This window comes from Actinoplanes siamensis (genome assembly GCF_016862395.1).
In the GTDB taxonomy this organism is placed as follows: Bacteria; Actinomycetota; Actinomycetes; order Mycobacteriales; family Micromonosporaceae; genus Actinoplanes; species Actinoplanes siamensis.
Genome location: NZ_BOMW01000036.1, coordinates 60,611 through 73,934, shown reverse-complemented (window position 1 = coordinate 73,934; position 13,324 = coordinate 60,611). Strand labels below are relative to the sequence as shown.

Here is a 13,324-nt window from a genome sequence, read left to right as displayed (position 1 = left end):
TCCGGCCCGGCGACGCTCCCGACGACGCGCGTCTTATCGGACAACATGTCCGGCGTGTGGGCAATGCGCTGCTGAAGGGTTTCCCGTGGCCCGGCACCTGTATGTACACACCGGCGGGCGGTGGCGCCGCTGGGGACCGCTCACCGCCGTACGCCTGGTCGTCGCGGTCCTCGCCCTGCTCCGCCCTGGCCTTGGCCAGGTGTTGAGCGCGAGCCGGCTGAACGATCGTGAGACTCTTGACTCAATTCGCCCCCTCGGCGGGGTACGCCGATACGATCGGCGAAGTCGGGACAGCGCCGTCCTGGAGCCATCCGAGCGAAGGAGCGCCCCGATGACTGAGCTGTCCGCCCATTTCGACGAGCCAGATGGGTCCGACGCCGCGCTACGTGCCGACATCCGCCGCATCGGCACGTTGCTCGGGCAGACCCTGGCCCGCCAGGAGGGCCGGCCGCTGCTCGACCTGGTCGAGGAGATCCGCGCCCTGGTCCGCCAGGACGCGCCGGCGGCCGCCGAACGGCTCGCCGCGATGGACATCACCACCGGCACCAAGCTGGCCCGGGCCTTCTCCACCTACTTCCACCTGGCCAACATCACCGAGCAGGTGCACCGCGCCCGGGACCTGCGCCGCCGCCGCGCCAAGGATGGCGGCTGGCTGGACCAGGCCGCCAAGCGGATCGCCGAGCAGGGCGTGCCGGCCGACGAGATCGCCTCGGCCGCCCGCCGGCTCGCGGTCCGCCCGGTCTTCACCGCCCACCCGACCGAGGCCTCCCGCCGGTCCATCCTGAGCAAGCTGCGCCAGGTCGCCGACTCGCTGGACGCCGAGTCGGCCGCCGCGGTGCTCTACGGCGACACCGACACCACGGTCTCCACCAAGCGGTTCGCCGAGCTGATCGACCTGCTCTGGCAGACCGACGAGCTGCGGCTGGACCGGCCGGACCCGCTCGACGAGGCCCGCAACGCGGTCTACTACCTCAAGGACCTCTACGCCGAGGCCGCCCCGCAGGTCCTCGACGACCTGGCCGAGACGCTGCGCCGGCTGGGCGTGGAGACCGCGCCGACGTCCCGCCCGCTCACCTTCGGCTCGTGGATCGGCGGCGACCGGGACGGCAACCCGTTCGTCACCCCGAACGTCACCCGCGACGTGCTGCTCATCCAGCACGAGCACGGCATCCAGGCCACCGAGAAGGTGATGGACAAGCTGATCGAGGAGCTGTCCGTCTCCCGCCGGCTGCGCGGGGTCTCCCTCGACCTCTCCGCCAGCCTGGCCCAGGACCTGGACAACCTGCCCGAGGTGGCGCCGCGGTTCCGCCGGGTCAACGCCGAGGAGCCGTACCGTCTCAAGGTCCGGGCGATCAAGGCGAAGCTGGCGAACACACGGTCCCGCCTGGAGACCGGCACACCGCACGTGCCCGGCCGCGACTACCTGGGCAGCGACGAGCTGATCGCCGACCTGGAGCTGATGCGCGCGTCGCTGGCCCGCAACTCCGGCCAACTGCCCGCGGTCGGCGTGGTGGCCACCGCGATCCGCCAGGCCTCCGCCTTCGGCCTGCAACTGGCCACCCTCGACGTGCGCGAGCACGCCGAGAAGCACCACGAGGTGCTCCAGCAGATGTACACGCAGGTCGGCGAGGTCGACGACTACGCCACCCTGGACCGGGCCGCCCGCACCAAGCTGCTCGCCACCGAGCTGACCGGCCGGCGGCCGCTGTCCAGTGCGGACACCCCGCTCACCGACTCGGCCCGCAAGACCTTCGACGTGTTCCACACGATCCGCGAGGCGCAGGACCGGTTCGGGATGGACGTCGTCGAGTCGTACATCATCTCGATGACCCTCGGCGTCGACGACGTGCTCGCCGCGGCGCTGCTGGCCCGCGAGGCCGGCCTGATCGACATCCACACCGGGCGGGCCCGGGTCGGCATCGTGCCGCTCCTGGAGACCCCGGCCGAGCTGGACGCCGGCGGCGACCTGCTGGACGAGATGCTCTCGCTGCCGGCCTACCGGGAGATCGTCCGGGGCCGCGGCGACCTGCAGGAGGTCATGCTCGGCTACTCGGACTCCAACAAGGAGGCCGGGATCACCACCAGCCAGTGGCGGATCCACAAGGCGCAGCGGGCGCTGCGCGACGTGGCCGCGCGGCACGGGGTGCGGCTGCGGCTGTTCCACGGCCGGGGCGGCACGGTCGGCCGTGGTGGCGGCCCCACCCACGAGGCGATCCTGGCGCAGCCCTACGGCACGCTGGACGGCGCCATCAAGGTGACCGAGCAGGGTGAGGTCATCTCCGACAAGTACACCGTGCCCGCCCTGGCCCGGGAGAACCTGGAACTCACCGTCGCCGCGGTGCTGCAGGCCACGCTGCTGCACACCACGCTCTCGGTGGACCCGGTCCGGCTCGAGGTGTGGGACTCGACGATGGACACCGCGTCCGACGCGGCGTTCCAGGCGTACCGCGCCCTGGTGGAGAACCCGGACCTGCCGGCGTACTTCTGGGCGGCCACCCCCACCGAGTTGCTCGGCGCGCTGAACATCGGCTCCCGCCCGGCCAAGCGCCCCAACGCGGACGCCGGCCTGGGCGGCCTGCGGGCCATCCCGTGGGTGTTCGGCTGGACCCAGACCCGCCAGATCGTTCCCGGCTGGTTCGGCGTCGGCACCGGCCTGGCCGCCGCCCGCGAGGCCGGACTCGCCGGTGTCCTCGACGAGATGCACGAGAACTGGCAGTTCTTCCGCACGTTCCTCTCGAACGTGGCGATGATGCTGGCCAAGACGGACCTGTCGATCGCCCGCCGCTACGTCGAGACGCTGGTACCGGAGAACCTGCACCCGATCTTCGCCACCATCGAGGCGGAGTACGAGCTGACCGTCCGCGAGGTCCTGGCCATCACCGGCGAGACCCAGATCCTCTCGGCCCAGCCGGAGCTGTCCCGCACGCTGGGCGTCCGGGACACCTACCTGGAGCCGCTGCACCACCTGCAGGTCGCCCTGCTCCGGCAGTACCGCGACCTGGGCGAGGGGGGCCGCCAGCTCCCGACGGCGCCGGGCGCCCGGCGCGGCCCGTCGGACTCGACGGCGCTGGAGCGGGCCCTGCTGACCACCGTCAACGGCATCGCCGCGGGTATGCGCAACACCGGCTGATCCCGCCACGACCAGCAGAGAACCCCGGGCCGCGGCGCGGCCCGGGGTTCTTCGTCCCCGGCTCAGCCCACGGATCGACCAGGTGGTGCCGGGTTCCCCGGCGTGCCAGGTCTCCGGGCGCAGAGACGAGCGGCATTCCACGGTGGGCCTCGGTGGCCCGGGAGTAGTCCTCCTCGCCGGGCCTCGTCCGGACACGGCGCAACCGGTCGTCACCCTCGATCGTCCCGGCGACGCTGATCTCACCGGTCCCGAAGCGCTCCCGGTGCGGCCGGACCACGTTCCCGATCAGCGACGCGCCCCTCCTCCGCGACCCGTTCGCGCAGTTCCTGCGCCGCGGACGCCAGAACCGGCAGATGATCCCCGCGGAATCGAATCGCCGTGAAGCTGCGCACCCGGCTTTTGTCACACCACACAGCGGCACCGACGGGGACGGCCCGCGCGATCGGGAGATCGGCGGGCCGTTCCGGGTTGTGCGGCGGGTCAGCTGGTCTCGCCGGCCAGGCTGAACGAGCCCAGCCGGTTGATCGCCACCACCGTGCAGACGACCACGAAGATCGCGCTCATCACCGCCGCCGTCGCGACGCCGAGCTTCGCGTCCAGCAGCGTGGTCGGCTCGATCTTGTCGGCGATCGCGATCACGTACTGCTCGATGGAGAGGACGCGGGTGCCGGACACCCACCGGCCCAGCAGCCCCTCCCAGATCAGGATGTAGACCAGCCCGAGCAGCACCGGCCGCCGGGTCAGCAGGCTGAGCAGCAGGAACAGCGCGGTGTAGGCAAGCGATCCGACCAGGGCCGCGACCGCCAGGGCGGCGCCCAGCCGGGCCGAGCCGGCCAGCAGGCCGGCCACGAACAGCGGGATCGTCGTCGTCACGGCCGTGGCGACGACGGCGACCAGGAACTTCGCCAGGATGATGTCGCGCCGGGGCAGCGGCTTGGTCAGGATGTGCACCAGCGTGCCGTCGTCCACCTCGGAGCCGAGGACGCCGGTGCCGACGATCAGCGCGACCACCGGCAGGACCACGGCGAAGCCGAGGCCGACGATGACCGCGGCGCCCCACTGGGTGGGCTCCAGGTCGTAGGCCCGGCAGATCGCCGCCAGGCCGATCAGCAGCAGGGGCAGGGGCAGCAGCATGAGCGCCCGGCGCCGGCCGAAGAGGCCGCGCGCCGTGATCATGGCAACGGTCGACATCAGGCCTCCAGCAGGTAGGAGAAGACGCTCTCCAGGGACTCGTCGGACGGCACCAGCTGGTGCAGCCGGATTCCCTGGTCGAGGGCGATGCGGGGCAGCGCACGGGTGAAATCGCCGTAGTCCGACGCCCGTACTGTCAATCCGGTGTTCTCGATCTCGATGCCGGCCACCGACTTCTCGGCGATCAGCGCGACCGCGAGCCGCCGGTCGTCGGAGCTGCGCACCGCGAACACGTGCGGCCGGTTGGTCATCAGCCGGCGGATCTTGCGGTAGTCGCCGGAGGCCGCGAGGCGGCCCGCGACGATCACCTGGACCAGGCCGGCGACCTGCTCGACCTCCTCCAGGATGTGCGAGCTGAACAGGATGGTGTGCCCGTTGTCGCCGAGCGAGTGCAGCAGCCGCATCATGTGCATCCGCTGCCGCGGGTCCATGCCGTTGAACGGCTCGTCGAGCAGCAGCACCCGCGGCTCGTGCACCAGCGCGGCGGCCACCCGGGTGCGCTGGCGCATGCCCTTGGAGAACGTGCCGATCCGGCGGTGCGCCGCGTCTGTCATCTCGACCAGTTCCAGCGCGCGGCGGGTGGCGCCGGCCGGGTCCTTCAGCTTCTGCATCTTCGCGCAGGCCAGCACGAACTGCTCGGCGGTGAGGAAGGCGTGCACCGCCTCGCGCTCGGTGACCAGGCCGAGGTCCCGGTAGACACCCGGGTTGCGCCAGGTGGGCCTGCCGTCGATGGTGACCGCGCCCTTGGACGGGGCCAGGAAGCCGGCCATCATGTGCAGGATCGTGGTCTTGCCGGCGCCGTTCGGGCCGAGCAGACCGGTCACGCCGGCGCCCAGCGACATGGTGATGTCGTTGACCGCGACGACGTTGCCGTACCAGCGGGACACGTTCTGGAGAGCGACCACCCCGGGGGTGGTGGCCCCGGCCGGCGCGACGGGCGCCGTGGGCTGGGTTTCGATGGTCACAGCGCGGCCACCTTCCGGTACCGGGCGAGCAGGAGCAGGAGGCAGGCGGCGATCAGGCAGAACGCCTCGATGCCGTAGATCGGGCCGTACCGGCCGAGGTCCAGGCCGATGTCACTGCCCAGCGCCCAGGCGCCGACCCCGCTGATCAGGGTCATCGGGCTGGCCAGGCCGGCCATGTGGTTGGCCGCGCTGGACGGCAGCACGCTGAGCACGCCGACCACCGGGGTGGTCATCAGGAAGACCGCCACGATGCCGCCGGCGGCGAACGCCTGCTTGCCGGTGAGCGACGCGACGAGCAGCCCGATGCTGGTGAACAGCAAGGCCCAGAGCAGGCTGTACGTCCAGCCGGGCACCAGGTCCTGCACCTCGTTCCAGACCCCCGACATGCCTTTCTTGGTGGTGAACGCGGCACCCAGGAACATGATGAACTGCGGCACGCCGAGCAGCAGCCAGACCGCGGTGACCATGGCCAGGAACTTGGCGATCACGTAGTCGGCGGCGCGCAGCGGGCGGCTGAAGTAGAGCGGCAGCGTGCCGGAGCGGATGTCCCGGGAGACCAGGGCCGGCGACAGGATCGCGACGAAGAAGATGATCAGCCAGCTCAGCGTGTCGTCGAAGTCGACGTAGCCGAAGTCGAAGTCCGGGATCTGCGACTTGACCGCCGCGATGATCACCGCGACCAGCAGCGTGATGGCGGCGACCAGCCAGGGGAAGATCTTCGCCTTGGCGGACCGGCCCAGCCCGAACGCGGCGCGCAGGCCCTGCACGTAGAGCGCGTTGATGGCGGCGCCGCGGCCCAGGCGGGGACCGGTGTACCGCTGATAGCCGATGTCATGGATGACGCCGGTCTCAGACATCGGCGGTCTCCTTCGTGGTGAAGAGCTCGGCGACTCGGTGCCGGCGCTGGTCCAGGCGGTGCAGGTTGAGTTCGAGGGCGGTGACGGCGTGCAGGATCCGGTCGTACGCCGCGTCCGAGTCCAGCGGCACGAGCAGCAGCCGGCCGTCGCGGGTCACCGGCAGCCCCATCTCCGCGAGGCGGGCGGCGAGTTCGTCCGTACCCTCGCTGACCTCGACCGCGAGCACGTCGGACGCGGCGGTCATGGAGGAGATCCGGTCGGCGCGCAGCAGCCGGCCGCCCTGGATCGCGATCAGCGAGTCGCAGATCCGCTCGACCTCGCCGAGCAGGTGCGAGCAGACCACCACGGAGATGCCGAACTCGGTGCCGATCCGGTGGATCAGCGCGAGCATGGCCTCCCGGCCGGCCGGGTCGAGGCCGTTGGTCGGCTCGTCCAGCAGCAGCAGATCGGGGTCGTGCACCAGCGCCTGGGCGAGCTTGACGCGCTGCTTCATGCCTGTCGAGTACCCGCCGATCTGGCGGTACCGCTCCTCGTAGAGGCCGACGTGGCGCAGCGCCTCGGAGGCGCGCTCGCGGGCCGCGGTGCGCGGCAGGCCGCTCATCCGGCCCAGGTGGGTGACGAATTCGGCGGCCGAGACGTCCGGCGGGAGGCAGTCGTTCTCCGGCATGTATCCGACCCGGGCCCGCACCTTGTCGGTCTGGGTGACCGGGTCGAGGTCGAAGATCCGGACCGATCCCCCGCTGGGGGCGATCAGGCCGAGCATGATTTTGATGAACGTGCTCTTGCCGGCGCCGTTGGCGCCGACTAGGCCGATGACGCCGGGCTCGACCGAGACGGTGAGGTCGGCCAGGGCGGTCACCCCGCCCCCGTACGTCTTCGTGAGCGCCTGAGTAGCGATGATGTTCACCGCCTCAGCCTAAGAAGGCGCCGCACCCCCGCGAATCCGGAAGGACCCTGAGGCGCTCTCAGGGTCCCTCAGCGTTTTCACAGGTTTCGTTGGCCGGGAATCGGCCCCGTCACCCCACGGACACCTGGAAGACAGGGAGTCTTCCCAGCCGGCGGTACTCGCGTAGGGCCGCCGGCGTGGAGTCCACGGAGGAGTCCTGGCCCTTCTGGTTGGCAGGCGTCTCGAAGTGCACCATCGCCTTGATCGCCGGGAAGCGCCCGATCTGCTGTCCCACCTCACGGTAGAACTCCGCCATGTGCCCGGGGTTGCGCTTGCTGAACCACACTCCCCACTCGGCCACCATCAGCGGCTTGTCCGGGTGACGCGCGCGGACCCAGTTGTAGAACCCGGGCCAGCGGGGTTTGAGCGCCGACCGCCGGTTCAGCAGTTCGGCGAAGTCGCCGTGGCCGTAACCCGGATCGCTGTACGAGTACGTGTCGAACCCGATCCAGTCGACGACGCTGTCCCCGGGGTACATGTCGCTGAACCAGCTCTTCGTGGTGTGCGGCACATACGCCATGTGCACCAGCACGGTGACCAGGTTGTCCGCGCCGTGCGCGCGCAGCCGCTTCACCACGTGCCGGAACATCGCCGCGTAGTCCCGCGCCGTGTAGCCCGAGCCGGACCGTTCCCGTACCTGGTCCTCGGCCTCGTGGTGGATCGCGAAGAACAGCGGCTCCCGGAAGTTGTGGCGCAGGTGCTCGGCGAGCCGGTCGAGGAACGCGTCGGTGCGCCGGTCGCCGCGGGCGATCCCGGCCCAGGTGGTGCTCTCCGGTTTCCAGTTGAGCAGCAGCACCCGCTTCTTGCCGGGCTGCCGGGCGATCTCGATCTCCTGCGGCGTCGGGAACAGCTGCCGGATCCCGTGGTGGTAGGCGTGGTAGACGGCCTGGTGCCGGCCGGTCTTGCGCTCGAACTCGGCGAGCGCGTCGAAGCCGTGCTCCTCGGTCCGCGCGCCGGGCGCGACACCCCACAGGATGCCGCAGGTCGGCACGAGTTTGTCGCCGGTCCGGCAGCGCTTGTGTCCGGCGGACGCCGCCCGGGCCGGCACGGCGGCGGCCACCAGGCGGTCCGATCCGGTGAGGACCATGGTCCGGGCCCGGGACGGCTGGTCCGGGCCCGGCGCGGAGGTCCCGCCGGATCCGCTGGTCGTGGTGGATCCGATCGGCTGGTACGCGGCAGGGCCGCCCGCGGTCACCGCCGGGCTACCGCCCGGTTGTCGTCCGGGCCGCTCCATGTCACCGGTCCCGGCCCAGGCCAGAGCGACTACACCGGACATGGCGAACGCCGTGCCGACCGTGGCGACGCGCAACAGATGGGTAGGAGTTCGTCTCACAGTCGCCCAGTATTGAAGGGTCAGACGATTTTGTCCAGGAAGGCCAAAATTGATACCGGTATCGGGTAAAAGTATGATTTTGTCGCCGCGACGACGAGATCGCGATCCCGCCTCGACCGAATCGGGCCGGGCTGCGAAACTGTCACCCAAGTCGGCCGCGGCAAGGGGATCGCAAGTGAGTGGCTCGGTATCATCCGAAGACGTCCTACGGGACGCTCCGTCGTACGCCCCGCGCCCGTTCGAGCTGGCAGATCTCGAACTGCTGCTCTCCGGGGCGTACGCACCGCTGACCGGATTCCTGGCACGCGCCGACCTGGTGTCGCTGGCCCGCACCGGCCGGCTCGCCGACGGCACGCCCTGGCCGGTCCCGGTGGTGCTGGAGATTCCGATCGAGCTGGCGGAGCGGCTCGATCCGCGCGACCCGGCCCGGCGCACGGTGGTGCTCACCGATCTGGAGGGCGCCCCGCTCGCCGCGATCGAGGCGAGCGACGTCTGGAAGATCGCCGAGAACCGGTACGGCCTGGGCGGCCCGGTACACCGGATGGGCGACGGCGGGCACGGCCCGTTCCAGCGCCTGCGCCGCACGCCGGAGGAGGTGCGGTCGCTGCTCCCACCGGGCCGGGTGCTCGGCGTGATCGCCGACCGGCCGCTGCACCGGCCGCAGCTGGCGCAGATCGCGCACGCCGCCCGCACCCTCGGGGCGCATCTGCTGATCCTGATCCCGGTCAGCGGCCACGGACCGGACGGCCTGCCGCCGGAGGCGCTGGTCCGCGCCATCTTCGCGGCCCGGGACCGGATGCCCCCGGCCACCGTGGTCGCGGTGCCGCTGCTGCCGCACGGCGACGAGATGCGCGACGCCCTGCTGCGTTCCAAGGTCGCCGCGGCGTACGGCGTCACCCACGTGCTCTCCACCGGCGAGTCGCTCTCCGGCGCCGGGCTGCGCGTGCTGGTGCCGCGCGAGCTGGCCTACGACAACCGGGACGGCCAGTGGCGCTGGCGCGACGACATCCCGCCGCGCAACCGGCGCCTGGCGATGCCGCCCGAGGAGATCGACGATCTGTTGGACCGCGGCTTCCCGCTGCCCGAGTGGCACACCCCGCCGGCGGTGGCCAAGGAGCTGTCCCGGGTCCGGCCGCCACGCCGGCACCGCGGCCTGGTGGTCTTCTTCACCGGCCTGTCCGGCTCCGGCAAGTCGACGATCGCCCGCAACCTGGCCGACGCGCTGCGCGAGACCGGCGAGCGGACGGTCACGCTGCTCGACGGCGACATCGTGCGCCGGGAGCTGACCGCCGGGCTGGGCTTCAGCAAGGCCGACCGGGACCGCAACGTGCGCCGGATCGGCTGGGTGGCCGCCGAGGTGGGCCGGCACCGGGGGATGGCGGTGGCCTGCCCGATCGCGCCGTACGAGGCGGCCCGCGCCGCGGTGCGCCGGATGGCCGTGGAGGCCGGCGCCGGGTTCGTCCTGGTGCACGTGGCCACCCCGCTGGAGGTCTGCGAGCGGCGGGACCGCAAGGGTCTCTACGCCCGCGCCCGGGCCGGCCAGTTGCGTGGCATGACCGGGATCGACGACCCGTACGAGGAGCCGCTCGACGCCGAACTGACCCTCGACACCACCACGATGTCGGTGGCCGAGGCGGTCGAGGTGGTTCTCGGCCATCTGGTGGAAAACGGCTGGGTGGAGCCGAAATTGAATTAACCCCATCACCCGCGGCGGGAGTGTGCGTTTAACCCCTTGGGGCGAAACGCCCAAAGTTGACACTCCTCCTCGAAAGGCCGCGGAAACCGATGGAAGCGTCTCGCCCGCCGTCCTCCGATGTCGCGCACTACCTGGGCGCGGTTCGCCGGCACTGGTGGATCGCCCTGGTCGCGACCGCGGCCGGGCTGGGGGTGGGCGCCACGGTGACGCACTCGCTGCCCAGGGCCTACGAGTCCTCCTCGTCGGTCCTGGTGCAGTCGGTCGACCAGGACGTCAACGCGCAGGGCGGCCGGACCAAGGGTTCGGTGAACCTGGACACCGAGGCCCAACTGGTGGGCTCCGGCGCGGTAGCCGCGAAGGCGGCCGCGCTGCTGCGCACCGACGTGCCGCCGCTGGAGCTGGCGCACTCGGTGTCGGTGCAGGTGCCGGCGAACACCACGGTCCTGGTGATCACCTTCCGGGCGGACACGCCGCTGAAGGCGCAGGCCGGGTCGCACGCGTTCGCCGAGGCGTACCTGCGCAACCGGGAGGAGACCGCCCGCTCGGCGCTGGACAAGCAGATCGCCTCGCTGAACCTGAAGGTCAAGCAGCTCACCGTCTCGCTCACCGGGATCAATGCCCGGCTGGCCACGGTCACCCGGGGCAGTTCCACCGAGAGCAACCTGCTGAGCCTGCGCAGCAACTCGCAGAACCAGCTGAACAACCTGACCGGCCGGCTCAACGAGCTGACCACCACCACGGTCGGCGCCGGCAGCATCATCAGCGACGCGCGGCTGCCGGACCGCCCGTCCAGTCCGAACACGCTGCTGGACATCGCCACCGGCGGGATGATCGGGCTGCTGATCGGGCTGGCCCTGGCGTACCTGCGGGAGCGCTTCGACCGGCGACTGGTCACCGCGGTGGACGTCCGGGACCGTGGCCGGGTGCCGGTGCTGGCCGCGCTGGACGAGCGCACCACCCCGCACTTCGACGACGTGCTGCAGCCGTACGGCCCGGGCGGCCGGGTCTTCAACCGCCTGCGCAACGAGGTGCTGGCCAGCCTGCGGGCCGACGACCGGGTGATCGTGGTGACCGGGACCAGCCGCGGCTCGGCCAGCACGCTGGTCGCCGCGAACCTGGCCGCGGCGCTGGCCCGGACCGGCAGCGACGTGGTGCTGATCGGCGCGCACCTGCCGGACAGCGTGGTGGACGCCGCGCCGCTGGCCCGGATGCTCGGCATCGCCGCCGTGCCCGGCCTCTCCGAGCTGCTGGCCGGCCGGGTCCCGCTGAACCGGGTGCTGCAGCGCACGCCACGCATCCCGGCGCTGCGGGTGATCACCACCGGCGGCTCGGCGACCGCTGCCGGCCTGATGCAGTCGCAGCGGCTGCGGGACACTCTGGACACCCTGCGCGCGCAGGGCGGGTACGTGGTCATCGAGGCGCCCTCCACCAGCAGCAGCGCCGACGCGCAGAGCCTGGCCAGCTTCGCCGACGCGGCGATCCTCGCGGTCGAGCTGCGCCGCACCCGCCGCCCGGCCCTGGTGGACGCCACCGAGCAGCTGCGGCGGGTGGGCACCCGGCTGCTCGGCGCCGTGGTGCTGCCCCGGCTCTCGGCCGGGACCGCCGGGGCGTTGCCCGCTCCGGCCGTCACCCTGCCGCCGCCCGGCCCGGAGCCGGTGGTCGACGAGTCCACCCAGCAGCTGGCCGCCCTGCCGGCCCGCGGCGAGCCGGTCTCCGCGACGGTGCGGCAGCGCCCGGCCGACGAGGCAGCCGGCCCGGCACCGGCCACCGACAGGCCCGGCCCGGGCGCCAAGGACGGCGACCAGAAGTGACCACGGTCGTCCCGGCGGCGCCGCACCCCGGGCCGGCACCGCACCGTGCCGAGAAGGACCGGACCCTGCCGGCCTGGCCGGTGACCGGGATCCTGCTGTTCTACCCGCTCTGGTGGGCGCTCGGCCTGGGCGTGCTGATCTTCCCGCTGATGGCCGCGTCGATGCTGTTCCTGCTGATCCGGCGCCGGGCCGCGGGCCGGCCGCTGCTGCTGCCGCCGGGCTTCGCCTGGTGGGCGATCTTCCTGGTCGCGGTGGTGGTGAGCATCGCGGCGCTGGGCGCCGACCCGGCCGGCACGGTGGTCGAGCGGGCGGCGGGCCGCCTGCCCGCGGTCGTCTACAAGCTGGCGATGTACGTCTCGCTGACCGTCCTGCTGCTCTACGCCGGCAACCTGCGCGAGCCGGAGCTGCCCCGCCGCCGGCTGGTGCGCCTGCTCGCCGCGATGTTCGTGGTGACCGTGCTGGGCGGCCTGCTCGGCATGGTGGCCGGCAGGTTCGAGTTCACCTCTCCGGTGGAGTGGCTGCTGCCGCACGGGGTGCGGAGCAAGGGCTTCGTCCGGTCGCTGGTGCACCCGTACGCCGCGCAGATCATGGACCTGGTCGGCGGTGAGGCGCCCCGCCCGGCGGCGCCCTGGGGTTACACCAACACCTGGGGCAACAACTTCTGCCTGCTGGCCGGTTGGCTGCTGGTGGCCGCCGCGGCCACCGCGAGCCGGCGCAAGCGGGCGCTGGCCTGGCTCTGCCTGCTGGTCTCGGTAGCGCCGGCGGTGGTCTCGCTGAACCGGGGACTGTGGATCGGCATCGGCGTCATCCTGCTCTACGTCTCGGCCCGTTACGTGCTGGCCGGCAAGCTCTGGATCCTCGGCGCGCTGACCCTGGCCGCCGCCGCGGTCGCGGTCGCCCTGTCCGCCACCCCGCTCGGCGGCACCGTGCAGGCGCGGCTGGACAACGGCAAGTCGAACGGGGTGCGCGCGTTCCTCACCGAGAGGGCGCTGGCCGGCTTCGCCGAGTCGCCGGTGATCGGGTACGGCGGCACCCGCAACACGCTGGGCGGCCGCAATTCGATCACGGTCGGCGAGAGCTCCGAGTGCGAGCGCTGCGGCAACTTCACGATCGGCGGAAACGGCCAGCTCTGGCAGCTGCTGTTCGCCCACGGCGCGGTGGGCGCCGCCGGTTATCTGGGCTTCTTCGCGTACGGCCTGTGGCGTTTCCGCCACGACCGCAGCGCGATCGGGGTGGCCGGCAGCGCCGCGCTGGTCAGCTCGTTCTCCGCGATGCTCTGGTACAACTCGCTGGTCACCCCTCTGGCCTTCCTGGTTCTGGCGTACGCGCTGCTCTGGCGCAACTCGATCGAGGGGACTCCCGCATGAGCGACCGCACCGAGCGGCATCCACCCGC

At 72.0% G+C, this 13,324-nt stretch carries 9 protein-coding genes; 4 read left to right on the top strand and 5 right to left on the bottom strand.

The window, feature by feature from the left end; all coding sequences use genetic code 11:
- Positions 1-331 precede the first annotated feature (331 nt).
- The gene (gene ppc, locus Asi03nite_RS20020) at positions 332-3,130 is read left to right on the top strand and encodes a phosphoenolpyruvate carboxylase (RefSeq protein ID WP_203681848.1); all 2,799 of its coding nucleotides are present in this window, start codon (positions 332-334) and stop codon (positions 3,128-3,130) included.
- Between the two features lie 480 nt (positions 3,131-3,610).
- Here the strand turns inward: ppc and Asi03nite_RS20015 are convergent, their stop codons facing one another.
- The 5 genes from Asi03nite_RS20015 to Asi03nite_RS19995 all read right to left on the bottom strand — a co-directional run bounded on the left by Asi03nite_RS20015 (position 3,611) and on the right by Asi03nite_RS19995 (position 8,422).
- Positions 3,611-4,321 (bottom strand): ABC transporter permease, encoded by a 711-nt coding sequence (locus Asi03nite_RS20015; RefSeq protein ID WP_203681846.1) that lies wholly within the window; start codon positions 4,319-4,321, stop codon positions 3,611-3,613.
- Positions 4,321-5,226, bottom strand: coding sequence for an ABC transporter ATP-binding protein (locus Asi03nite_RS20010; protein WP_373872141.1), 906 nt, complete (start codon positions 5,224-5,226; stop codon positions 4,321-4,323). Before Asi03nite_RS20010 ends, Asi03nite_RS20015 begins: the two co-directional genes overlap by 1 nt.
- Positions 5,227-5,282: 56 nt before the next feature.
- Entirely contained in the window at positions 5,283-6,143 is an 861-nt protein-coding gene (locus tag Asi03nite_RS20005) for an ABC transporter permease (protein ID WP_203681843.1), read from the bottom strand.
- Positions 6,136-7,050 (bottom strand): ABC transporter ATP-binding protein, encoded by a 915-nt coding sequence (locus tag Asi03nite_RS20000; RefSeq protein WP_203681841.1) that lies wholly within the window; start codon positions 7,048-7,050, stop codon positions 6,136-6,138. The genes Asi03nite_RS20005 and Asi03nite_RS20000 overlap by 8 nt, the downstream gene beginning before the upstream one ends.
- Positions 7,051-7,159: 109 nt before the next feature.
- A complete protein-coding gene (locus Asi03nite_RS19995; protein WP_239102798.1) occupies positions 7,160-8,422 on the bottom strand; it encodes a glycosyl hydrolase in 1,263 nt (420 codons plus the stop codon).
- 175 nt (positions 8,423-8,597) lie between these two features.
- On the opposite strand from Asi03nite_RS19995, the gene cysC reads away from it, so the two are divergent.
- From cysC to Asi03nite_RS19980, 3 genes are all read left to right on the top strand, one after another.
- Positions 8,598-10,118, top strand: a complete 1,521-nt coding sequence (gene cysC / locus Asi03nite_RS19990; protein WP_203681839.1) for an adenylyl-sulfate kinase — start codon at positions 8,598-8,600, stop codon at positions 10,116-10,118.
- Between the two features lie 89 nt (positions 10,119-10,207).
- Positions 10,208-11,929 (top strand): tyrosine-protein kinase domain-containing protein, encoded by a 1,722-nt coding sequence (locus Asi03nite_RS19985; protein WP_239102797.1) that lies wholly within the window; start codon positions 10,208-10,210, stop codon positions 11,927-11,929.
- The gene (locus Asi03nite_RS19980) at positions 11,926-13,296 is read left to right on the top strand and encodes an O-antigen ligase family protein (RefSeq protein ID WP_203681837.1); all 1,371 of its coding nucleotides are present in this window, start codon (positions 11,926-11,928) and stop codon (positions 13,294-13,296) included. Before Asi03nite_RS19985 ends, Asi03nite_RS19980 begins: the two co-directional genes overlap by 4 nt.
- Positions 13,297-13,324 lie beyond the last annotated feature (28 nt).